Genomic DNA, 23,399 nt, shown 5'->3' with positions numbered 1-23,399 from the left:
TTTTTTAGGGCTTAAGCTCTGTATGTCAAACTCCACTCGGGTCTCTCAGGTGGTTTTTCTTCCAGCATTTCTCTCCATTTTTCATTGGTCAGACGGTCAGACATAGGCTGCTTGAACTCGTAATGGCTCATAACTGGCCCGGCTCCTAAGAGGATCCTGCCATCCGGAAGCTTATATGCAACTACCAGCATGTCAACATACCCGACTCCTTCTTCAAGCACATCTCCTGAGTTTCCGTCGGTATGGACATCAGCAATTATTGTAGTTTTCTTAACATCATCATCGGCTCCATTAGTACCCTCAAGCTGGTCGCCAAAAGTCTTGATGAAATCATATTCTTCGGTTGTCAGTTCCTCATTTTTCAGTTCTTTTTCCGAGATTTTCTGAAGTTTTGCGAGGATTTCTTCAAGACTTGTTAGACTGCTCTCTGAACGAGGATTAAGTACTTCCATTTCACTCAAACCTTGTTTTGTCATCTTCGTCAAGGCAAGCAGCCTGGCGTAAAAGTCCGGAATAGGCTCGAGATAACCTACTACAGGTTTTTCTTCAGATTCAACTGGTGCTATGCTACCATCCATGGTTTCACTCTGTTTTGCATAGAGAATGGTATCATGCCTGAGCTCGGTCCAGGAAGCAAGAGCTGTATTCAGTTCCTTGTCCTGCCAGGTATTAGACTGCATAAAAGTTGGATAGCCCGTACCGTAGACTTTCAGGAGGGGCTGGAGAGAATAAAGCCAGGACCAGTAGAGGTTCCTGTTCCAGTCAGCCGCGCTAAAGTTCGAGAATTCAGATTCCATTTTTCCATACTGAATACTGTAGTTTTCGTAACTGGAATCGTTCAGTTCATCAAGCCAGTAAACAGCTCTTCCTGAACCAAGTAGGGCCATTACATCAAGCCCACGCGGAAATCCACGAATAGGACCGGCTTCAGTAACTACCAGTGTAAAAGGAGTCTTATTTTCATCCGTATACTCCCCTGCACCTGCATATTTTCCCGTATATGGCCAAACCAGATTTGAGAACACATAAGAATCCGGAATAAAGCGCTGACCCATAAAACGGAAACCTGTGGTGTTTTCGAGACATTCGTCAGCCTGTTCAGAAGTAAAAGGTGGCTCCAGAACACAATTTCCCGTACCTCCGTAGATCTTTGGGCCCTCGTATTCGGCAAGTTTGGTTTTGAGTTCGTTGACCGTTATTTCGTCAAATTTCCTTTCTCCACTACCAAAGACCGAATCCAGAGCTTCCATATACTCATAAGGCCCAAGGTCGTCGGAAAAACCTACGTAAAAAGCTGTAACCTCGTAGATACGGTCCCAGTTCTTAAGGAGTTCAGGCTCACTCTGGAGCTGGGAAGTGATCAGGCTTGCCTGGATAGTCTGGATGCGAGCATCCTTTTCAGGGTCTATGGATTTGATCAATTCACCTTTCAGGAGCATGCTCATTCTACCATGCCACATAAAAGCCTTGAAGTAGTTCTCCAGTTGCTCGGTGCGAGTATAGTGGCCTCGCGGCACATATTGAGAATAATCCTCTTCATAATGGAAAATTGGAGAAACAGCAAAGCCTTTGTGCACTTCTATCAAAGCCAGTTCCGCTTCAACATCTTTTTTTACAAAATCGGGAGTCTCGAACCGGTACTGTTTCGCTGTATCTTCAGGGAAAAAGGATATATAATCAGAATCGTAGTAGTCTTCTTTCTGTATCTGCTTAGATTTCGGCTGGAGAAGGCTCAAAGCAACTGAGAAGTAAGCTGCGTTTCTTTTTGCAGCTTCCTTTTCTTCTCCGGAAGCGCTATTATACTTCTCAATGGAAGCATTTAGCAGAGCAAGGTCAGTCTTCCAGAGAGTATCGTAAAATTCCCTTTCTTCTATCAGTCTAAGTGTTTCATCAAACTGGATATGATAAAGATGCAGCAGGGAATCCGTAGTAATAAAAACAGGAATTTCCTCTTCCTGAAGGGTCGAGTACATTGAAGTTATATCTTCTTCTCCAGGATTGTAGGGATTTTTAATCACCACAAAACCATTGCTCTCAAGAAGCTTAAGATCAGACTCGCTCAGAGAAATTTTACCGGAAAAATTTCCGTAGTTGGAGATTTCATCTTTCTTAAGAGGCAACTCATAAGAAGGCGCTTTTAACTCTATATCAACAGCTTCAAGTCTGTAGTTTCCCGTAAGAGATGAATTTCCGGCTTCAAAATCGGAAAGATTTATTGCTTCGGTTTTCAGCCTACCGGTTGAAGAGCTTTGGTTATTGCCTACTTCCTCTGTCGTTACAACAGTTTTTTGAACATCTTTATAGAGGTTCGGTAAACTATCATTGTCCACTTCTTTGGTCATTTCGGTTCCGTTTTTTTCATTTAAACCGGAACTTTGTTCCAGGCATCCTCCTGTAAAAAGGAAGATTATGAGGATCAAAAAAACTAAGTGAACTGTAATTAACCTGGTTCCGTACTTCATTCTTTCATCTCGGTTACCTTGGATCAATATCTGATTCGAGCTTTCTCGCTCAGATAGGTGGGGGTTTCTGCCTTCTCAGTCTTATAGTCCAGATATCCTGTTTTGCAACCGAAGACTTGCATAGGCTTATAGGGGAGAGGGAGGTAAATTTTTCGAAAAGTAACTTTTATAAATTATCTATTCAAATATTTTAACCTATTTTGAGTCTGAGTAGTTATATCAAAATAAAAACACGCTAAAAAGTAATCTCAAAGAAAGAAAAAGAAAGAAAAAAGAAAGAATAAAAAGAAAGAATAAAAAGAAAGACATAAAATATAAAAAAATTAAAAATTATTAGGAATACTTGAGAGTAAAATCAAACCCTGTAAGTTACAGCCCATTCCGGCCTCTCAGGCGGGTTTGCCTCCAGCATTTCTCTCCATTTTTCATCGGTCAGGCGAGCTTCCATTGGCTGTTTGAACTCGTAATGGCTCATAACGGGCCCTGCAGCCAGGAAAATCCTGCCGTCAGGAAGCTTGTAAGCCACAATCGCCATATCCACATATCCTGTTCCTTCCTCAAGTACGAGTCCGTCATTTGGTTCAGTGTAGACATCTGCAGCAAGAGTAGTTTTCCTGGCTTCTTCGTCAACACTTGCACTCATTAAAATCATTTCTCCAAATTCGGAGATGTAGACTTTATCTTCCTCTGTCAGTTCCTCATTTGCAAGTTCCTTTTCGGAAATTTCGATAAGCTTTTCAAGGGTCTGCTCCAAGCTTTTAAATCTCCATCTTGAATCTTCGTCAAGCGCGTCCATCTCTTCAAGCCCGCTTTCAGTCATTCGGGTGAGGGCCAGCAATCTGTTATAAAATTCAGGTACAGGTTCCACATATCCTACGGGCTTGTCTCCAAACACAGGAAGCGATACATCTACTCCATATGTTTGCTTGGCATAGAGAACCGTATCGTGCCTGAGTTCGGTCCATGAAGCCAGTGACGTACTCAATTCCTTGTCCTGCCAGGCGTTGGTTTGCATAAAAGTCGGGTAGCCTGAGCCGTAGTCATTCAGGAGGGGCTGGAGAGAATAAAGCCAGGACCAGTAAAGGTTCCTGTTCCAGTCGGCTGCACTGAAGTTCGAAAATTGCGAATCCAGTTCTCCATACCGAAGACTGTAATTTTTATAACTGGAATCGTTCAGTTCATCAAGCCAGTAAACAGCTCTTTTCGAGCCCAGCAGAGCCATAGCATCAAGTCCGCGAGGGAAACCTCTGTTGTTTCCATATTCGGAAGCTTTATAGGTGAAAGGCAATTTCTCCTGATTTCCAGTGTACTCATTAGTATAAGGACCGATGAGCCTGGAGAAAATATAAGAATCAGGGATAAAACGCTGTCCCATGAATCTGAAGCCCTTCGTATCATTAAGGAGTTCATCGGCCTGCTCAGCCGTTAGAATGAGATCGTGGGTTCCGCTTCCAGTGCCGCCATAAATCTCCGGGCTCCGATATCCGGCAAGCTTTACTTTCAGCTCTTCTATTGTTGTTGCGTTAAAGTTCCTTGACCCGTTTCCAAACACCGTTTCCATTGCTTCCGTATATTCGTAAGGTCCAAGGTCATCGGAAATACCTACGTAAAAAGCTGTAATTGCATAGATCCGTTCCCATTTGTTGAAGAGATCGGGATCGTTTTCAAGCCGGGAAGTTATCAGGCCTGCCTGTGTAGTCTGAATGCGGGCATCTTTTGCAGGATCTTCCGATTCGATCAATTTCTCGTTGAGCAGCATGCTCATTCTGCCGTGCCACATAAACGCCTTGAAATAATTTTGAAGTACTTCGGAGCGAGTATAGTGACCACGTGGTATGTACTGAGAATAGTCTTCCTTATATTTGAAAATCGGAGAAAGTTCAAAACCCTGGTGAGCTTCGATAAGAGCAAGTTCGGCTTCAACGTCTTTTTTTACAAACTCAGGAATCACGAACTGATACTTCTCTTTTGCTGCAGGGTCAAAGTATACTCCTGCCTCAGGGCCGTAAGGATCCGTTATCTCTTTTATTTGTTCATCTCTGGGCTGGAGCAGGCTCAAAGCAACTGAGAAATAGGCTGCGTTTCTTCTTGTGGCTTCCTTTTCTTCCCCTGAAGTTCTATTATAATCCTCCACAGATGCATTAAGCAGGGCTTTATCAAGTTCCCACAGAATGTCGTATAATTTATTTTGCTCGATCTGGCTCATACTGTCATCAAACTGGACATGGTAGAGGTGAAGAAGCGTATCTGAAGTTATGAAAATCAACTGACCTTCGTTTTCAAGGCTGTTATACATAGCAGTAATATCGTCTTCCTTTGGATTGTAAGGGTTGGAAATAACCACAAATCCGTTTTCTTTCAGTTTCTCTCGAGCCGCTTCATCGGTCAGAAACCTTTTAGAAAACTTTTCATAATTAGTAATATCGGATTCTTGCAAGGGAAGTTCATACTGTGGAGTTTTTAGTTCTATATCAAGAGCATCAAGCCTGTAATTCCCCACAAGTGATGAATTCTCAGCCTCAAAACCGGAAAGATTTACTGCTTCGGTTTTCAGATGACCGGTTGAAGTGTTTCCGTCACTGTTCACTTCTTTGGTCGTTTCGGTTCCGTTTTTTTCATTTAAACCGGAACTTTGTTCCAGGCATCCTCCTGTAAAAAGGGAGACTATGAGGATTAAAAAAACCAAATGAATTGCAACTAACTTGGTTTTGTACTTCATTCTTTCATCTCGGTCACTTTGGGTCACTATCTGATTCTGGGTCACTATTTGATTCTGGGTCACTATTTGATTCTGGGTCACTATTTGATTCTGGGTCACTATTTGATTCTGGGTCACTATCTGATTCGAGCTTTCTCGCTCAAAGAGGTAGGATTTCTGCCTTCTCAGTCTTATAGTTCAGATGTCCTGTTTTGCAACCGAAGACTTGCACAGGCCTGTATAAGGGGTAAATTTCAAAACTTAACTTTCATAAGTTATCTATTAAAATATTTTAATCTATTCAAAAGTATAGTAAGTTAGATCCACAAAAGATGCACTGGACAGTAGCTGTAAAAATAATTAATAGAAATATTAGAACACGAAAGATTGAAAGAAATAAAAATATAAAAATTTTAAGAAAAAATTAAGAAACGTAGGTAGATGCCCATTCAGGTTTTTTTGGTGGGTTTGCCTCCAATATTTCTCTCCATTTCTCATCGGTCAAACGGTCGGACATAGGCTGCTTGAATTCGTAATAGCTCATAACGGGCCCGGCTCCTAGAAGAATCTTACCGTTCGGAAGTTTGTATGCAACTACCAGCATGTCAACATGCCCGACACCTTCTTCGAGCACGGTCTCTGTGTTACTGTCGGTATGGACATCGGCCACAACTGTAGTTTTCCTGGCTTTCTCGTCAACGTCTGCTATAGTACCTTCAAGCTGGTCTCCGAAATTTTTGATAAATTCATAGTCTTCGTCGGTCAGTTTTTTGTTTTCAAGCTCTTTTTCCGATATCTCCTGAAGCCTGGAAAGGATATCTTCAAGGTTCACAAGTCTTGACTTTGAAACCGGGTCAAGCACGCCCATTTCGTCCAGGCCCTGATTTGTCATTTTTGTTAAGGCGAGCAGCCTGGCGTAGAAATCAGGAACAGGTTCCACATATCCTACGACCTCTTTTTCTTTAGAAGGAAAAGGCATTGATGTTGCTTTGTTAGTGTAGCTCTGTTTGGCATAAAGAATGGTATCGTGCCTGAGTTCGGTCCAGGAGGCAAGTGATGTACTCAATTCCTTATCCTGCCAGGCGTCAGTCTGCATAAATGTCGGATAGCCTGAACCATAGTCTTTTAAGAGAGGCTGGAGAGAATAAAGCCAGGACCAGTAGAGGTTCCTGTTCCAGTCGGCTGTGCTGAAGTTCGAGAATTCCGATTCCATTTTTCCATACTGAATACTGTAGTTTTCGTAACTGGAATCGTTAAGTTCATTGAGCCAGTAAACAGCCCTTCCCGAATCAAGTAGGGCCATTACATCAAGCCCTCGTGGAAATCCGCGAATAGCTTCTCCGTTTCCTGAAATTACGAGAGTAAAGGGTTTCTCATTTTCGTTATATTCTCCTGTATATTCTCCCGTATAAACACCGACCAGGTTCGAAAACACATAAGAGTCAGGAATAAAGCGCTGACCCATGAAGCGGAAACCTGTGGTGTTTTCAAGGCACTCTTCAGCCTGCTCAGAAGTAAAAGGTGGCTCCAGAGCACAGTTTCCTGTACCTCCGTAAATTTTCGGCCCCGGATACTCTACAAGTTTAGCTTTCAGTTCCTCAATTGTTGTTTTGTTAAATTCCCTTTCTCCATTGCCAAAGATCGAATCCAGAGCTTCCATATACTCATAAGGCCCAAGGTCGTCGGAAAAACCTACATAAAAAGCTGTAACCTCGTAGATACGGTTCCAGTTCTTAAGGAGTTCAGAATTTTTTTGGAGTTCAGAAGCAATTAAACTTGCCTGAATAGTCTGGATACGAGCATCTTTTACAGGGTCTTCCGATTCGATTAATTTTTCCTTGAGCAGCATACTCATCCTGCCGTGCCACATAAAAGCTCTGAAATAGTTTTTCAGTTTCTCAGAACGAGTATAGTGGCCTCGAGGGGCATACTGGGAATAGTCTTCCTTATATTTGAAAATCGGGGAAAGTTCAAAACCCTGGTGAGCTTCGATAAGGGCAAGTTCGGCTTCAACATCTTTTCTTACGAATTCCGGAATCTCAAACTGGTATTGCTTTTCTGCACCTGCAGGGAAAAGGGACTCCTCATTCACATCTCCGTAATCATCTACTTCTTCCAAGTCTTCATAAGTATTTTCTGCTGCCTGTATCTGTACGGGCTTCGGTTGCAGAAGGCTCAAAGCAACTGAGAAGTAGGCTGTATTTCTCTTTGCAGCTTCCTGTTCTTCACCAGTGGTGCTGTTATACTTCTCTATAGAGTCATTTAGCAGAGCAAGGTCAGTTTCCCAGAGAGTATCGAAAAACTCTTCCTCCTCGATCTTACGCAGGGTTTCATCAAACTGGATATGGTAAAGATGCAGCAGGGAATCCGTAGTAATGAAAATAGGGATTTCCTGGTCTTTGAGAGTAGAATACATTGCAGTTATGTCTTCTTTTGAGGAACCGTAGGGGTTTTCGACTACTACGAAACCATTGCTTTCCAGCATTTTAAGAGCTGAGTTATCCAGATGGATTTTGCCGGAAAAGTCTCCATAGTTCGAAATTTCTTTCGTTTGCAGAGGCAATTCATAAGAAGGCACTTTTAACTCAACATCGAGAGCTTCAAGCGTGTAGTTTCCTGTAATGGAGGAGTTTTCAACCTCTGAACCTGAAAGAGTTACTTCCTCGGTCCTAAGGTAGTTCTTTTGAGAGATTTCACTGTTTTCTCCTTTTATTTCTGTTACGTTCTCCCTGCTTGCACCGGAACTTTGTCCCAGGCATCCTTCTGTAAGGAGGGAAGCTAAAACTATTAACAGGATTAAGTTGGTTACAATTGGCTTTACTCGGTGCTTCATTGTCTCATCTCGGTCGCTTTGGATTCTGTATTGAACTGGAGGAGCCTGCCTGAAAGGTAGGTTTTTGTTCTCAGGCAAGCCTTTTGAAAAAAGGCTTGAGCGAAAAACAATTTTTTCTTTTTCCGCTTCTTTCTCTATTTTCTTTCTCCGCATCTTTCTCCGTTTCTTTCTATATTTTCTTTCTGTGTTTTTTTCTCCGTTTTACTTTTCCGTTTTATTTTTCCATTTTATTTCTCCGTTTTATTAGTCCAAGAAACAATATTAGTGGTTAACAATTTCTATTATTAATTAAAATAAAAAATTAATGATTATCATTCTCTATTAATAACTCATTTTTTCTTTCTTATGATATAAATTGTGTATAATGAATTAATATGTAAAGCTTCAAAAAAAAATCTTATTATATAGTTACCAATTAGTATTTAAATTATTCAAAGTTATTATTTAATTATAAAAACAATCATGTACTCTCATATATGGCAAATTATAAAAAATTGTTAAAAATAAAGAAGTGGAAAATGCCAGAATAGTTAAACGATGTCAAAAAAGTTAAAACCAATTTAAGTTTTAATTTTCTATATATCAGATAATATTTAGTTTGATGTAGTCTGATATATTCTGAGAATGTATAATTTAATACTCATAATACTAGACCCGATTAATAAAAAATCTCAAGTGCTGGTAGTTGAACTTCTTTATATTTAGTAAAAGAAAAAAGGACATTTTTTCCTTCTTTTCTTCTCCCTTACCTTTTTTTCTTACTCACTCGGACTTAGAGGATCTATCTTAAAAAGCAGTATCATGAATAGTGCAGTTACAGTTCCTGTCCCCCATAGAAATGGGTCTCTGGTAAAACTCAGGAGCATACCCATTACCAGTAACAAAGTCCCAATAGTCAGTAAAATTTTAGATTTTCTCTCCAAATTTTTTCCCCCTCATTTCCCTTTTGAGTACTAATTCTTAAGTATAAGTTTAAATATTGAAAAGTGTCTAATAATTTTTCCCTGTAGATAATTGGTTTTTCTTCATTATCTATTTTTTGACATGATGCTTTTGATTATAAAAGCCAGTAGGAATTGAGGTTAATATATTTAGAGAGATATCTTCTAATTGGGGAATGATATATACCTGTATTTCACAGCCGAAACTCCTGGATTCTCTTCTTTTGTAATTACAGGCAAAATGGTAGAAGAGGAGATTCTGGCTGAAATCCTTCCTCAACCTGACCCTCAGACTCTTGGACAAAATAATGGATATATAGGATCAGATGTTGAAAAAAAAGCCTGAGGGGGCAAGAAACATAAAAAAGAGATAAAAAGACAGAGAATCAAAAGACAGGAAACGCAAGCATTTTTGAGAAAGAAAATAAGGACCTGCCAGGTTTTGAAATTATTTCCTGCATCGTCTGTCTGATTAGCGTACTCTTGTATAGAAGAAAATAGATAAGAACGAGTTGTTTCAATGAATATCGGTCAAATTTGGCAAAACCACTATTTGCCTTGTCTAAGAGTTATTCCGTTTAAGAGTTATTCCGTTTAAGAGTTATTCTGTTCAAGAGTTATTCTGTTTAAGAGTCATTCTTATAAATGTGGTTTCGGTTGTTCTACCTTACAACTTTTTTGAACTTTAGGTCTCTAAACATTAATAGAAGGTTCCAGAACAATACTTCCTGCACTTCCCTTTTATGAATATTACAGAAATCCCTGGAAGTGCAAGTTTTGCCTGGATTAATTTCGAAAGTTTGGGAGTAAGGAGTAGCTTTTCGATTCCATTCTCTACTTTGATCTCATTCTCAGCTTTATCTGTCAATTTTTCTATTTTATTGGCTACTTCTTCTACTTCTATTTTGTTGGCTATTTCTTCTACTTCTATTTTGTTGGCTATTTCTTCTACTTTATCCGCCACTTCTTCTGTTATATCCGCCTGTTCCTCAGTCTCATCCGTTATTTTCTGAGTTTCGTCCACTACTTTCTTTTCACTGACATCGATATCGAAGACCAAAACGTCAGGAGTTATTGCCTCAACCACTTTCCTGAGATCCGGGACTGCCTGCCCGCCGGTCATGGCTGCAACTTCATTCTGGAGTACGAGCACAAGTACATTGCAGCCTGTATTCGCGGCACTAAGGAGTCCTAGAATGCCTGAATGCGCCAGGGCGAAATCCCCGATAACAGCTATACCTTTTTTCTCAAAGCCACATGCAACTGAAATTGCCGAACCGAGCGCAAAACTAACATCAACTGCCGCAAGGGGTTCGGGTGCGCTCCTAACGGAACAGCCCATGTCGCCGGCAATCCTCACATCAAGTGTACTAAGAAAGCGGTAAAGGGGAAGGTACGCACAGTTATCGCAGATTCCAACCCTTTTTTTATTTTCAGCTCCGAAAGAAGTAGTAGCTTCAAGTTTTAAAATTTCTTCTTCAATATGCTCAAGGGCAAATTCAAGATCTTCAGGCCTGACCTGCCCGTATGGAAGATGTCCTGTCTTTTTCCCATAAACCTTGCCAGTGATTCGGATCTGTTCTTCTATAAAAGGTTCGGATTCTTCTGCCACGAGCACTTTCTGGTTGATCTTCAGAAAATCCTTTATCTTTTTGAGAGGAAGAGGGTTTACAAGGCCCAGCGATAGGTGAGATATTTCAGGATAAGAAACCTCAGCACGAAACTTGTTCTGCTTACTTAGTATTTCTTCCACGATCGAAGACGTGAAACCTGAGGAAATGATACCTAGACACTCACGTCCCAAAACTGATTCGTCTGCTGTATTTTCGGCAGTCCTTTCCCTTACCTCATTAAGGTCGGTGTTTTCAGCTTCCTCTTCCAGCAAGGGATATGTCCTGAGATGAAAAAGCCTGTGTTTTTCTACCATTCGTTTTTTCCAGATTTCATGGTCAAACTCAGGATGAGGAGCTGAGGACTTTCCAAGGCGGTTTACTTTTCCTTTAGTTTTTTCCAGACCTGTTGTTACCCTCAGAAGAACAGGTGTCTTTGTCTCTTCCGAAAGCTCGTAAGCTCGTCTCAGTGACCTGTATGCCGTATCTGGAGAAGTAGGGTCAAACACTGCTATCTCTGCTATCCGGCCATACCAGCGAGAGTCTTGTTCGTTCTGAGAGCCCTTTGCACCAGGGTCATCTCCTGCAATTATGACAAGGCCGGCTCCGATAGTGTGTGTGACCGAGGTTATAAGAGGATCAGAAAGCAGGTTCATCCCCACGTGCTTTACGAGCACAAGCGTTCTTCTGCCGGAAACCGACGATCCTAGAGCTGTTTCAAGGGCAACTTTCTCGTTTGTGAACCACCTGGCACTATAATCCCCAGTTATTCTCAAAAAAAGTTCCATAAGGGAGGTAACAGGATACCCTGGGACACCTGTTATGAAGCTGACATCACTATCAAGTGCTGCAAGGTAAAGGGCTTGAAACCCGGTGTACTCTATTACTTCTTTTTTTTCTTTCAAGCTGATCCCACGCTCGGAATTCAGAATATGTCGAATTCAAAGTTTTGTAACAAAGTTTTGCAACAAAGTTTTGTAACAAAGTTTTGTAAAATCCGTTTGGACTTGAGTTCCATCTAACTCAGTGTTCAAGTAATTTAAACCCGAATTGAGTTTTCTATTTCGGAGTCCTTACTTTTTTATCCTATTTTCTTAATTTCTTAAACACTATTTTTAAGTTTCTCAATAGTAAGAGGCTCGATCTCAGTACCGGGAATTATGGACTCATCAGGTCTTCCGAACCAGGGAAGAGAGGCAAGTGCACCTATTACTCCGTTGCCGTCAAGCAGGACTTCTACACCGTTTTTCCTGGCGCACTGCATAGCTTCCTCTTTCGAGATCCTTTCAGTCCGACAGCGGTTGCTGTATTGATATAGTCCTTTTGCATAGAAATCCGAGAGGACAACCAATCCGGTTTGCGTTGAAGCGGTATATTTTTTTATTGCTTTTTTGAAAGTATCTACCAGCCTTGATTTCGCTTTATCGTTTACACAGCCGAATTCAAGCACAGTAGACATGCAGTTTTGGGTCTTTTCCGGGACAGGGAAAAGCTGGACAAGAGAATGTGAAAGATAAACAGCTTCATTGCAGTCCAGTTTTTTTGCAATGTTATGGGTCAGAGTCCAGGTGGCTCCTACGTCTTTTGAGTCAGTGTCATCTATACCTATGAGGACGCGTTCCCTGCGCGGAACTGCAATTGTCCCCCTTGCGCATTTCTCGCCTCCTGATTCTGATATCTTATAACGAAGAATTCCGTCTGCAAATGCTCTGCAACGGGTTGCGCCAACACCTCCGCCTCCTAACCCGGCATAGGTGATCTCTACCTCATCCCCATTCACGATCACTGATTCGATACCTGCGGCCGCGACCGAAGGTTTGAGTTCCAGGTTTGAAGTTCCGGTTTTCATGAAATAACGGATCATATTTCCGGTCGAACGGGCTTTCAGGACAAGTGGCGCTTTTGCATAGTGGTAGAGGGACCAGCAGGCCCCACTATAACAATTAGAGTGCTCAATTATCTCTGCATACTCATTTGCCGCGTCACAGATAGCATAAATGCCCCTATAGGGCACAGTATAAGGATCATCCAGGATTACTTCCTCAATATCCCTGCTGTCCAGTGCACAGGCGTTTATATGTTTTGTAATTCAGAAAACCTCCTTTTTAAGGAATACGAAACTGGGAGGGAAATTTGTTTTATCGAAATGCCCATCTCTTATAGATATATATAGGTATCGTAATTTTAGTAAATTCGATGAGGTGAAACTCGATAAAGTGAAATTAGACAAGTGAAATTAGACAAGTGAAACTCGATAGTACGGACTTGCATGAGTTCTTCAAGTCCGCCTATGAGCTAACCGTTATAAAACAACTATTTATCTTTCTATCGGTAGGTTTGCTGGCTGCTTTTCCAGAAGATTTAAAGGAAACCCTTAAACCTTATTTTAATTCACTGGAGACGCCAAATTACATTCAACTATTATGAATTTTTTTCAGTATCCATGCCATATTTTGACCAAGGTTTTTCATGTTGTTAATGCCTTCCTGGTCCTGTTCTACTTCTCCGATAGCATTCCCGTAAGCCATATTCCAGTAACTCGATCCTACCAAAAACATTTCTTTGCTATATAGAAAATTGTTCAGGGTATCAAAAGCACTTATAGCACCGCCTCTGCGAGCAGCTACAACTGAGGCTCCTACTTTGTGCTTGAAAACCCCTTTATTTCCTGCAAGTACCATGCTTGCCCTGTCAATTAAGGCCTTTATTTGCGAGGTCACACCCGCTGAATATACCGGTGACCCTAGAATAATTCCGTCTGAAGCAAGCATTTTTGCAAAACATTCGTTAAAAAAATCATCCGTGATGACACATTGCTTATTTTTGTTTTTATGGCAAGCCCAACAAGCTTTGCATCCTTCTATGTTTTTTCCAGATAGTTGAATAAGTTCGGTTTCGATGCCCTCTTTTGTCAATTCCTCAAATACGGTTTGAATCAGGATTGCAGTATTGCCTTCTTTTCGTGGGCTTCCGTTAATACCTATAACTTTCATAATCTTCAACTACTTTTTTCACTATCTTTCACTATTTTTCAACTACTTTATTTTCCACTATTTTCCACTATTTTTCAACTACTTTATTTTCCACTATTTTCCACTATTTTTTAAATATTTTTCCAGTTAACCCTTTCATATTTTTAATATATTATTTTATTCTTGTTTCAATTAGGGAAAGTAACCAGAAAGTGATTATATTGAGACTTTTTATATTGAACGCTTAATATTCAGAGTTTTTGTATTGAAAGTTTTTACATTTGAAGTTTCTACACTGAGAGTTTTTACATTTTGAGTTTCTACACTGAGGGTTCTTCATTTAATTCTCTACACTAAACTCTTCTATAAGTAGAGGGTCTCTACATTCAGATTTCAGGTCTTTAAGTCATTTCATCTTACAAAGCCCTCGTCTTTAAGGCTCACATATCTGCCTTCTCCGATAATGATATGATCAAGCACGTCAATTCCAAGGAGTTTTCCTCCTTCTACCATTTTCTCAGTGACCATTATGTCTTCTCGACTCGGGCTTGGATCCCCTGAAGGATGATTATGGACCATAATTACTGACGCTGATGATTCCATAAGTGCGGACTTGAAGACCTCACGCGGATGAACAATGCTCGCATTTAAGCTACCGATGGATATGACTTCTTCTTTGAGGATTTGATTTTTTGTATCAAGGCAAAGTGTTATAAATTTTTCTTTTTTCTGTTCGCGCATCTTAGGATACATGAGTATGTACACATCCTTTGGCGAGCAAACTTTTCTTTTAGGCTCTTCCACAAAAGTCTCGAGCCGGCGGGCAAGCTCGAAAACCGCAGCTATCTGGGCAGCTTTTGCTTTTCCTACCCCATGAACCTGCATAAGCCTTGAAACATTTGCAAGACTGAGTTGCTTGATACTGTATTCTGTTAATATCCGGCTGCACAGATTTACAACATTTTCTTCCCTTGATCCCGTCCTGAGGATAATTCCAAGCAGTTCCGCGTTTGAAAGTGATTCCGGCCCGTTTCGGATAAGCCTCTCTCTTGGACGTTCCTCTTTAGGAATGTCCTGAATTCTGACCTTATTTATTTCCATAATCAACCCCCCTATTTCCCATTTACGGAAAATTTCTATGTAAATCCAAATTTTAAGTTAGTCAAGCAAGATAATCAAATGTCAGTCAAACGTCAGTTAACATCAGTCAAATGTCAGTTAAACGTCAGTCAAATGTCAGTTAAACATCAGTCAAATGTCAGTTAAACATCAGTCAAATGTCAGTTAAACTGTTTGCATATAATATCAAAGTTTCAATATTTGAATCTTCACCACACTACATATAATTATGAAAAGATCAAAAATGCCGGCCCTTACTTATACCGGAAAGTGCATAACGCTCTTTGATGAAAGTCATTTCAGTTGTCGGGTATAAAGAATCGGGTAATGAATCCGTAGTCTCAGCTCTTGTCCGGAATCTTTCCGGTTTTGGAACCGTAGGCACGATAAAGTACATGGAGGGACAGCTCCTCAATCCGGCAGAAATCAATGCAGGCAGACACTTTGATGCCGGGGCTGACACAGTAATAGAAATAACGGGCACAGAAGCAACAGGTACTGAGGTTGTCAGCTTTTCCAGAGACCTGAACCTTGAAGACGCGCTTGACCTGCTTTGTGACCAGGGTCTCGATTTTGCCGTGGTAGAGGGATTCAAGGAAAGCAATCTTCCGAAAATTGTAATCGGCGACCTCAAAAGTGTTTCCAACGTCGTTTTCAGGCTGCCGGCAGACATCGATATGCACGAGGAGCTTACAGCCACCCTTGTAGGAATAGCCATAGCCCAGCCTGACAGGTACACCCTGGAAGCCCTGATAAAGAAAGCCAGAAAAAACCCTGCCATCCGAAAAGCAGGCGCAATCGGAACCTTTTCCGGCATTGTCCGCGAGCTGGCCGGAAACGAAAGAACTTCAAAGCTTGAATTCGAAAAATACGAACCGGAAGCTTCAAAATCTCTTGACCGGATTCGGGACGAACTTAAACAAAAAGAAGGCATCCTTGAAGTTCTGATCCACCACAAAACAGGCGTTATCAAAGCCGGAGAAGACATAGTATACATCGTTATCGCATCCGCTCACAGGACAGAGCTTTTCCCCGCTCTCAGCGAAGCCATAGAACGCATTAAAGCTGAAGCTCCCATCTGGAAGAAGGAATTCACGGAAGAAGAAGAATTCTGGGTCCACGACAGAGAACATCCTGAAAATTAAAGGGAAAACGAATCTAAGCAGAAAGGGAACAAAAGTCACAGAAAACCCTGGAAATGGTCAAATGGGCGAAAAAACAGAACCAAATCGAAAACAAAAGAAATTCAGAAGCGCTATCGTGCTGGCCGGCGGCAGAGGCAGGCGGATGGGCTCGGTCGAAAAAGCCCTTCTCGAATTTGAAGGAAAAACAATTCTTGAGCGCCTGCTGGAAAGCCTTTTTCGGGTTGTGGATGAGGTTATTATCTCGTTTCGGGACAAAAATCAGGAAGAAAAGTTCAGGCCGGTGCTTGAAAAGTTCCCTGCCCATGAAATCCGTTTCTGTTTTGATACTCTGGAAGACGCCGGCCCACTTGAAGGCATCCGGGCAGGGCTGCTTGAATCCAGGGGGGAATATTCTTTTGTCTGTGCAGGGGATATGCCTTTTGTAGATTCCAGGGTTGTAAACCTGCTTTTTGAGAAAGCGAGTGGGCATGATGCTGCCATTCCGAAATGGGAAGATGGAAAGTTTGAACCTTTGCATGCGGTTTATTCAAAAAAAATGATTTCTGAAATTGAAAGAGCGTTTGAGAAAGGAAAACGTTCAGTACTTACACCGGTTTTTGAAATGAAGGATGTTGTTTTTGTTGAGGTTTCGGAAATTCGGAAGATTGATCCTGAATTGAGGAGTTTTGCTAACATAAACACGATTGATGAGATGAAACGTATTATAGGGCTTTCGAGCAAAAAAGAAAACTCACAATAAATTCAATCATATTCTCTGGACAATTTTTGAATATTAAATTAATAATATTTTGTTTTCTGCTTTTTAACCTCTATATTTTTTGATCATTGTCCCGCTCGACGCAGGAGAGCGGCTTTTCCCACAAAAAGACAAAAAGAAGAAAAAGAGATAAAAACAACAAAAAATTGTGTAGATAAATAGCTGAAAAATACAATCAAAACGAATAATAGAACCAACTGCCCGAAAAAGCTCTTTTTAAATCTCTTTTTCCCTTTTTAGACTTCTTTCTGCTTTTTGTGTAGGGCCGCCAGACAAGCTGGCGGAGGTTTTCGATATCATACGAGTCAAAAAACTATTTTGGGGATATGATATTATTTGATCTATTCTGACCTGTAAAGCTTTATATAATGCTAAACCTTTCTTGTTTCACTCGACACAGAAGAGCTACCTTTCCTGCAAAAAACAACAGTAAAAATTAGTAAGCAAAAAACTATTGCGGACACCTGTAAAAAACCCACAAGCAGAAAGAAGAGTAAAGATTTCTTCTTTGTATTCCTGAATAAATAGACTAAATTAGTAAAGAAACACCAATTTTTATTTAATTTCCTTACTTCCCCGCATCCTCGATCTCAAACTTTACATTCCTTTTCTTAAGCTCTTTTATAATCTCTTCCATAAACACCCCAGGTCCCGGTGCATGCTTGTGGTGAAACTCTTTTACCTTGCCTGGCTCTCCGCCAACGCTTGTAATTTCCACACCGCAGGAAGGGCTTTTAGGAACGCCGAGAATTTTTATTTTTACGCCGCTGGCTGCAAGGTCTTCGAGCAGGTCTGCAAAATGGGTAAAGATTTCTCTGCAAAAGCGCCTGTAGGCAGGATGGTCAAGCTGGTCTTTAGTAATTTCCCTTCGCCTCATGCCAAAAAACATCGCTTCCGGGCAGGGGAGCTGGATAACGTTCGCGCCTTGCGTATCGATAGGCTGGACTGGTTTTACTCCTTTTACTCTTGCAAGAGGATTGAGCAAACAGTGGCCTATGACCAGGACTTCTTCGGTTTCGCCGCTGGCAGCTGGTTTTTCCGAAACCTGAGAACATTTGTAATTTTCCAGCTTTTTCATCTCCTCACCTGTGTTTTGTTTAATAACCGTTTTTCTCGTGTCTTTTACCTATTTTCCAGCTTTGGCAATGGTAATATCTGGAATGTTTCCTTCTCTGCTTTCAGGAGGCAGTAAAAAGGAGTGAGTGTTAATTTAAAATCATTTCCTCACTCTTTAAGTCTCACTCTTTAAGTAATACTGCAGTTTCATCCTCAATCCTTTCAAGACTTAACCCTGTCAAGATTCAGTCCTTTCAAGACTTAACCCTGTCAAGATTCAGTCCTTTCAAGACTTAACCCTGTCAAGATTTAACCCTGTCAAGATTTAACCCTGTCAAGGCTTAATCTTATCAAGAGTAATTTTGAAACTCTCCAGATAACCTCTCCAGATTATCGCTTTCTTCTATACAGGTACACTCCAGTAAGCCCGATTATTCCGTAAATCATTTCGAAGCCCGGAATACCTTTACTTTCTTTTTGCTCGGAAGTTTGCTCAACACCTGTTGTTGCGTTTCCGGTATTGTTTCCGGTATTATTACTGAGGTTTTCAGTATCAGATTTAGCCTGTGTTTCATTTACGGCTCCCTTTTGTGTTGCTTTGCCTGCTATTGCAAAGAATGAGAACGTCGGGGGCTGTGCCGTGAAGTACAGGTATTGGTTGTCTTCTTTTAACAGTTTTACAGGCAGCTGCGACCATTTTTTATCGTTGTAGATGTTGAGTGTGACTGAGGTCTGGTCAATTTTTTTATCCTGCAGCCAGGACTTTTCGACCTTGAAGCATAGTTCAGGGTTTTCGATGTTCTTTTCGGTTGCAAATCCACTGTTTCCGACCCAGAGGTTGAAGTACTTATATACCTCACCCGAGTTCAGTGCTGAAGTCAGAGTGGATTTTCCTTTAAGCTGTTCGGCAATGGCTGTAATCTTACCTGCGGTCTTCTTTGCATCAAAGCTGATATACACAACACAGGTTGCATTCTTTGTAAAATCAAACATTACAGTTTTTCCGTTAATAACCTGTGCCTGTGAAAGTTCCTTGACCTGAACGTTAGTTTGAGGTTCTGGGGAACCGCCTGCCCCACCACTGCTACCTCCGCTGCTGTGGCTGCTTTCACCAGAATTGCCATCTGAACCGTCATCAGAGTTATCGGAACTGTCATCTGAATTGTCATCCGAACTGCCATCTGAACTGCCATCTGAACTGCCGTCAGAATTGGTGCTATTATTGTCTGTAATTTCCTCTGAAGGAGATGTGACGTTTTCGGAAGGCGTGACTGTTGAATTAGTTGCTCCTGGAGGTTGCTCAGGTGTCGAATTCTCTGACGTTGCAAGAGCTGCATAGTCGATTTCGCCTTCACTGAGTTTGACTGTTTCTTCTGCTATACCGTCTCCGTTTACGTCATAATGTGTTTGGGAAAAGCCTGTTCCATCAGGTTTAGCCCAATAGTTTCCTGCAACATAGGGACCGCCTATAATGTTTTTTTCTGTTGTGCTGGTAGTGTTCCAGGTGTTAGGGTTATCGTGATAGCTATCGAAAATTACATTTACTGTGTTATTGAAATAGTTGTTGTAGATTTTACTACCAGTGTCTGCTTTATCGTAAATTCCGCATTTTTTGTTAAAACTTATAGTGTTGCCGGCAATATCAGAACGACCTTCGTACATGAGGGCTATACCCTGGTCATTTTCTCTAATTGTGTTATTCTCAATTTTGGAGTCACCTAAATCTCCCACAACAACTCCTGTTCCACAGTTTGAAATCCTGTTGTTTTTGACAACAGCATCGTAATAACATTCTCCAACAAAGACTCCTGATTGACAATTTGAAATTTCATTATCGTTTATAGTAAAAGTAGAGTACAGATTTGTGTCAATGCCTGTACTATAATTCATAATTTTGTTTTTTTCAATTAAGCAGTTAGAGAACTGAGCGAGATTCACCCCATAAGATGTACCAGTACCTTTTAGGGTAAAACCTTTAATAGTTATCTCCTGTGCATCACCTGTGAGGAAAAAGCCATCTCCTTGAATTATCGTGTCGTCAGGATTACCTGACTGGGACATAATAACCAGATCATATGTACTGAGAGTGACATTCTCATAATAAGTACCAGGTTCTACAATTATAGAATCTCCATGTGTTGCGTTATCCACAGCTGATTGTATGGATTCTCCGTTGTGTACTATTATGTCAGCTGCAGCACCTATTCCCGATCCTGTTATAAATATAAAAATTGATAACAATAATGCAATAAATCGATTTTTCATTTCCTGCATCTCCGATTTATATCATTGTATTATTTTTTGGTATATAAGACATATTATATGGCAATTATCGGATCTGAATAAGTTTACGCATCTTCGAAAATAGTAAATCCAGGTTTCTAACCTTAAATCAAGAATATTATTAAAATCATTTGAAAATATTCTTCATGTGAGGGAAAAGAGTTGACCAAAAGGAGTCCTATTCGTAATTAACAGATAGACCACAGTTATGGTACTAACCTGATCTTCATCTGTCTTCCATCTGGCCTTCAACATTATTACCTTTGTACGAAAACAAGAGATTATATATTTATCTTCTGCATATGTATTCAAAAATGGTATCTGTGAGCCTGCATACCAGCTATACTTTTACAATCTGTAGGGTATGTTTGTAAGAGAAATGCAGGAGCACTGCCCTTATAATTGGAAGGTCACAGCACATGTATGAAGATTTTGGAACAGTACTTAACAGAGGATTTAACAGCTGGTTTAGAAATTTAAACATTTGTATTCCGTTTATCCTTAATTTTCTTATCAATATGATTACTTATGTCCTTTTCATTGGCTTGATAAGCGTTTTGCTTTTTACCTCAAATACAGGAAGTATTATCGATCCTGCAACCCTTTCCAACAAGGAAATCCTTTCCGTATTATGGAACGGTTTTTCTGATAACTTTGGACTGTCCTTGTTTTTGATTCTCGGATTTTCCCTATTTGCTATTTTCGTTCACTCTTTCTTTACAGCAGGAGCAATAGGAATGGCAAAAAAAGCCTCCGAGACGGGAGATACCGGCATCTTTGATATGCTGGTTTCAAGTTCAAAAAACACCTTCAGGCTTTTCCTTGCAGTCCTGCTGACTACTCTGCTCCTGCTTGTAGGAGTCATATTTATAGTGCCCGGAGCCTTCGCAGTAGGGGATCTGAGTACGTTAATCCAAAATCCGGAAGCCTCAGTAAAAGGCGTGATGGTACTTGGTATCGGATTCATTCTCTGGACCGCTTATATAGTAATCCTCAATCTCGCACTTTCTCTCAGCAGCTATGCCATTGTGATCGACGAACTTGGACCCCTTGAGGCTTTGAGTGAAAGTTTTCGTTTCTTTACAAATAATAAGCTGGATGTTTTCCTTATCTGGATAATCACTATCGGGTTGGCTATACTTGATGGTCTGGTCAGCGAATTTGTAAGTTCAGGAAACACCCTGTTTACATTAGTTATATCTCTGATTCCAATTGTGATTCTACAGCCTCTGACGGCTGTCTTGTGGACACGCCTCTATATGGCCAGAAAAGGAAGAAAGCTTTATGACCCCTCAGATCTGCTTTCCTACCCGGATAACTTCTGAAAAGTAAATTTTGAAAGATTTTTCCGAGAAGCTAGTTTCTCGAAAATCTTTCTGAAGGATAATTTCTGCAAGATCAATTTTGAAAGGTTAATCTAAGAAGCTAATACTTTTATTTAGTTTCTGTTTTTAGTTTCTGTTTTTAGTTTCATTTTAGTTTCATTTTAGTTTCATTTTAGTTTCTATTTTTAAGCTCGGCCAAGCAATTTGCAGGTCTGGCATACATCTTCAGTGCAGGTCTCCCCGCAAATCCTGCATTTCCCGATTTTTGCGGGCGGCATTTCCTTAATAAGTGCGCCTGCAAGCTTGTCAAAGCCCCTGAGCAGGGAATATTTGGTTCCAGGGTGCTTTGCCTCAAAGTTGTTCAGAAGTTCCCTTATCTCTCCTCGGAGGGCTTCTCCTGCATATGGACATTCACTGAAGTCCACAGGAAGGGAGTTTATAATGGCATAGAGTGCTACTTCTTTTTCAGGGATATTCCTTAGAGGTTTTGCTCGTAAGACCAGGCCTTCAATAGCTGCAGGCGGAGCGAGTCTGACCAAGCGTTCCACATCTCCCCTTAAGTGATTGAGAAGAATTGTCTGGGCTTCATCATCCAGGTTATGTCCTGTAACAAGTTTTGTTGCTCCAATTTCAAGTGCAGTTCTATTAAGAATATTCTTCCTGAGAACGCCGCAGTAGCTACATGCACCTTTTTCCCGGTCCGTTGCAGCCAACTCGTCCATAGTTACTCCGTGTACTTCTTTGAAGGACTTTATGATATGCCTCACCCCAAGTATCTTTGTGAGGCTTTTTGCAACCTCGAGGGAATGGGGACGGTATCCGTTTATTCCCTCGTCCACTGAAATTGCAACGATTTCAATATCCGGTCTGTTCCCAAGAATTTTGTGCACTATATATAGGGCAACCGAGCTGTCCTTACCGCCGCTTAGAGCAACAGCTATCACATCATTTTTGCGGATGCTATACTCTTTTCTTATTGTCAGTTTGATTTTTCTCTCGACATCTTCTACAAAATGTTTCTTGCAAAGGTGCATTCCGGAATATTTCTGAAAAATGACGGCTTCATGATTGCATTTTTTACATTTGATTGTCATTTGAATCCTTTTTTTGCTAATTGTCTGAAAAATAATCTGATAAGCTTAAATCTGACAAACAGATATAATTTAATTATTTTTAATTGTTCTGTGCCTGAATTCATTTAGGAAAGGGACCGCTTGTATATATTGTTTTTTATGTATTTTTACGGAAATTTTTTACGGTCTTTTTCCTATTTTCTGCCTATTTTCCGTTTATTTTCTGTTTGTTTCTTCATGCTTTACGAACAATGTTCAGAACTCTTGTTTCCAGGTGTATTATCTTTTTCAGTTAATAAATCTGCATATTATTCAAATAATCAAATAACCAAATAATATCTGAGAAACACAAAGGGGGTTTTTGTGATCAGGATTATTCCGGCAGAAGAAAGGTACTACTCCGATAAGGGCTGGGTTAAAAGTTTCTTCCTTTTCTCTTATTCGGATTATTATAATCCGGAAAATCTCCGTTTCGGGGAGCTTAGCGCTTTTAATGAGTTTATCATTGAGCCAGACAAAGGATTTTCATTTCATCCGCATGCTGAAATGGAGATAACAACGATAGTGCTTGAAGGAGAACTTACTCATCAGGACAACATAGGAAATAGGGGTACTCTGAGGAATGAAGATGTGCAATGTATTACAACAGGCACGGGTATAGAACATTCGGAATTTAATAGGGGAAAGAAATCCCTTCGTTTATACCAGATCTGGATTTCTCCGTACAGAAGCCATCTGGAGCCTGCATACTCTAAAAAGAGATTCGAAGCTTCAAACTGGAAAAACCGATTACTTCCTCTAGCTTCAGGACAGGGTTTTGAGGATGTCCTGAAGATTAATGCAGACGCAACCATTTACCGTACCTGCCTCGAAAAAGAGCATATCCTCCACTTTGATTTAAAAGAAGGTAGACTTGTTTTTATATACATCTCGGCTGGTGAACTCTCTGTCAATGGACAAAAACTCGGGCAGGGAGATCAGGCCCGTCTTAATCAGGAAGAAAGCCTTCACCTGGATACGACTTCTTCTGCAGAATTCGTGCTGATCGATATACCTGCAAGCCGTGAGAAATTTGTGAAATAAAGAGGAGGAAAACCGAGAAAGGAACGCGGAAAAAAGGAAAAC

17 protein-coding genes are annotated in these 23,399 nt (G+C 40.6%); 6 read left to right on the top strand and 11 right to left on the bottom strand.

All coding sequences use genetic code 11. From position 1 onward, the window contains the following. Positions 1-11 precede the first annotated feature (11 nt). The 4 genes from MSBR3_RS05670 to MSBR3_RS20060 form a co-directional block, all read right to left on the bottom strand. The gene (locus MSBR3_RS05670; RefSeq protein WP_048107049.1) at positions 12-2,462 is read right to left on the bottom strand and encodes a DUF3160 domain-containing protein; all 2,451 of its coding nucleotides are present in this window, start codon (positions 2,460-2,462) and stop codon (positions 12-14) included. A gap of 355 nt (positions 2,463-2,817) precedes the next feature. Continuing rightward, complete coding sequence (locus tag MSBR3_RS05665) at positions 2,818-5,181, bottom strand: DUF3160 domain-containing protein (RefSeq protein ID WP_048107048.1); 2,364 nt, start codon at positions 5,179-5,181, stop codon at positions 2,818-2,820. A gap of 403 nt (positions 5,182-5,584) precedes the next feature. Continuing rightward, on the bottom strand, positions 5,585-7,993 hold the full coding sequence (locus MSBR3_RS05660) for a DUF3160 domain-containing protein (RefSeq protein ID WP_048110090.1): 2,409 nt from the start codon (positions 7,991-7,993) through the stop codon (positions 5,585-5,587). Positions 7,994-8,751: 758 nt separating this feature from the next. Beyond that, the gene (locus MSBR3_RS20060; RefSeq protein ID WP_155396736.1) at positions 8,752-8,916 is read right to left on the bottom strand and encodes a hypothetical protein; all 165 of its coding nucleotides are present in this window, start codon (positions 8,914-8,916) and stop codon (positions 8,752-8,754) included. 187 nt (positions 8,917-9,103) lie between these two features. Between MSBR3_RS20060 and MSBR3_RS20055 the strand changes: the two genes are divergently transcribed. Further along, positions 9,104-9,280: a hypothetical protein gene (locus tag MSBR3_RS20055; RefSeq protein WP_155396735.1), complete on the top strand. Its 177-nt coding sequence runs from the start codon at positions 9,104-9,106 to the stop codon at positions 9,278-9,280. Positions 9,281-9,342: 62 nt separating this feature from the next. Beyond that, positions 9,343-9,435: a PGF-CTERM sorting domain-containing protein gene (locus tag MSBR3_RS21610; RefSeq protein ID WP_196297049.1), complete on the top strand. Its 93-nt coding sequence runs from the start codon at positions 9,343-9,345 to the stop codon at positions 9,433-9,435. A 199-nt stretch (positions 9,436-9,634) separates the two neighbouring features. Here MSBR3_RS21610 and MSBR3_RS05655 read toward each other — a convergent pair whose 3' ends face one another. The 4 genes from MSBR3_RS05655 to radC form a co-directional block, all read right to left on the bottom strand. After that, positions 9,635-11,449, bottom strand: a complete 1,815-nt coding sequence (locus MSBR3_RS05655; protein ID WP_048107046.1) for a thiamine pyrophosphate-dependent enzyme — start codon at positions 11,447-11,449, stop codon at positions 9,635-9,637. A gap of 197 nt (positions 11,450-11,646) precedes the next feature. Continuing rightward, complete coding sequence (mmp11, locus tag MSBR3_RS05650; RefSeq protein ID WP_080942213.1) at positions 11,647-12,558, bottom strand: methanogenesis marker protein 11; 912 nt, start codon at positions 12,556-12,558, stop codon at positions 11,647-11,649. Positions 12,559-12,958: 400 nt separating this feature from the next. Further along, the gene (locus MSBR3_RS05640; RefSeq protein ID WP_048107041.1) at positions 12,959-13,537 is read right to left on the bottom strand and encodes a flavodoxin family protein; all 579 of its coding nucleotides are present in this window, start codon (positions 13,535-13,537) and stop codon (positions 12,959-12,961) included. Positions 13,538-13,927: 390 nt separating this feature from the next. Further along, entirely contained in the window at positions 13,928-14,617 is a 690-nt protein-coding gene (radC, locus tag MSBR3_RS05635) for a RadC family protein (RefSeq protein WP_048107039.1), read from the bottom strand. Between the two features lie 305 nt (positions 14,618-14,922). Here radC and MSBR3_RS05630 point away from each other — a divergent pair, with 305 nt between their 5' ends. Both MSBR3_RS05630 and mobA read left to right on the top strand, forming a co-directional pair. Then, a complete protein-coding gene (locus MSBR3_RS05630) occupies positions 14,923-15,780 on the top strand; it encodes a molybdopterin synthase (protein WP_048107037.1) in 858 nt (285 codons plus the stop codon). 61 nt (positions 15,781-15,841) lie between these two features. Beyond that, complete coding sequence (mobA, locus tag MSBR3_RS05625; protein ID WP_048107035.1) at positions 15,842-16,519, top strand: molybdenum cofactor guanylyltransferase; 678 nt, start codon at positions 15,842-15,844, stop codon at positions 16,517-16,519. A gap of 586 nt (positions 16,520-17,105) precedes the next feature. Here mobA and MSBR3_RS05620 read toward each other — a convergent pair. Together MSBR3_RS05620 and MSBR3_RS05615 are read right to left on the bottom strand one after the other, a co-directional pair. Then, positions 17,106-17,615 (bottom strand): DUF523 domain-containing protein, encoded by a 510-nt coding sequence (locus tag MSBR3_RS05620; RefSeq protein ID WP_052723297.1) that lies wholly within the window; start codon positions 17,613-17,615, stop codon positions 17,106-17,108. 368 nt (positions 17,616-17,983) lie between these two features. Further along, positions 17,984-19,858 (bottom strand): PGF-pre-PGF domain-containing protein, encoded by a 1,875-nt coding sequence (locus MSBR3_RS05615; protein ID WP_230627851.1) that lies wholly within the window; start codon positions 19,856-19,858, stop codon positions 17,984-17,986. A gap of 536 nt (positions 19,859-20,394) precedes the next feature. Between MSBR3_RS05615 and MSBR3_RS05610 the strand changes: the two genes are divergently transcribed. After that, positions 20,395-21,201 carry a DUF7847 domain-containing protein gene (locus MSBR3_RS05610; RefSeq protein WP_230627848.1) on the top strand — a complete coding sequence of 269 codons (807 nt, stop codon included), beginning with the start codon at positions 20,395-20,397 and terminating at the stop codon, positions 21,199-21,201. A 185-nt stretch (positions 21,202-21,386) separates the two neighbouring features. Here the strand turns inward: MSBR3_RS05610 and MSBR3_RS05605 are convergent, their stop codons facing one another. Continuing rightward, positions 21,387-22,295 carry a TIGR00269 family protein gene (locus tag MSBR3_RS05605; RefSeq protein WP_048107032.1) on the bottom strand — a complete coding sequence of 303 codons (909 nt, stop codon included), beginning with the start codon at positions 22,293-22,295 and terminating at the stop codon, positions 21,387-21,389. A 342-nt stretch (positions 22,296-22,637) separates the two neighbouring features. Here MSBR3_RS05605 and MSBR3_RS05600 point away from each other — a divergent pair, with 342 nt between their 5' ends. After that, the gene (locus MSBR3_RS05600) at positions 22,638-23,357 is read left to right on the top strand and encodes a pirin family protein (RefSeq protein ID WP_048107030.1); all 720 of its coding nucleotides are present in this window, start codon (positions 22,638-22,640) and stop codon (positions 23,355-23,357) included. Positions 23,358-23,399: the final 42 nt, after the last annotated feature.

The sequence above is a fragment of the Methanosarcina barkeri 3 genome (genome assembly GCF_000970305.1).
Taxonomy (GTDB): domain Archaea; phylum Halobacteriota; class Methanosarcinia; order Methanosarcinales; family Methanosarcinaceae; genus Methanosarcina; species Methanosarcina barkeri_A.
This window is presented reverse-complemented; position numbering and strand designations above follow the sequence as displayed.

What these genes read in the sequence shown, in the direction of transcription:
- MSBR3_RS05660 (WP_048110090.1), bottom strand. Translation starts at nt 7,993, where the DNA reads ATGAAGCACCGAGTAAAGCCAATTGTAACCAACTTAATCCTGTTAATA.
- mobA (WP_048107035.1), top strand. Translation starts at nt 15,842, where the DNA reads ATGGGCGAAAAAACAGAACCAAATCGAAAACAAAAGAAATTCAGAAGC.
- radC (WP_048107039.1), bottom strand. Translation starts at nt 14,617, where the DNA reads ATGGAAATAAATAAGGTCAGAATTCAGGACATTCCTAAAGAGGAACGT.
- MSBR3_RS05605 (WP_048107032.1), bottom strand. Translation starts at nt 22,295, where the DNA reads ATGACAATCAAATGTAAAAAATGCAATCATGAAGCCGTCATTTTTCAG.
- MSBR3_RS05665 (WP_048107048.1), bottom strand. Translation starts at nt 5,181, where the DNA reads ATGAAGTACAAAACCAAGTTAGTTGCAATTCATTTGGTTTTTTTAATC.
- MSBR3_RS05630 (WP_048107037.1), top strand. Translation starts at nt 14,923, where the DNA reads ATGAAAGTCATTTCAGTTGTCGGGTATAAAGAATCGGGTAATGAATCC.
- MSBR3_RS05610 (WP_230627848.1), top strand. Translation starts at nt 20,395, where the DNA reads ATGATTACTTATGTCCTTTTCATTGGCTTGATAAGCGTTTTGCTTTTT.
- MSBR3_RS05640 (WP_048107041.1), bottom strand. Translation starts at nt 13,537, where the DNA reads ATGAAAGTTATAGGTATTAACGGAAGCCCACGAAAAGAAGGCAATACT.
- MSBR3_RS05615 (WP_230627851.1), bottom strand. Translation starts at nt 19,858, where the DNA reads ATGAAAAATCGATTTATTGCATTATTGTTATCAATTTTTATATTTATA.
- MSBR3_RS05670 (WP_048107049.1), bottom strand. Translation starts at nt 2,462, where the DNA reads ATGAAGTACGGAACCAGGTTAATTACAGTTCACTTAGTTTTTTTGATC.
- MSBR3_RS05620 (WP_052723297.1), bottom strand. Translation starts at nt 17,615, where the DNA reads ATGAAAAAGCTGGAAAATTACAAATGTTCTCAGGTTTCGGAAAAACCA.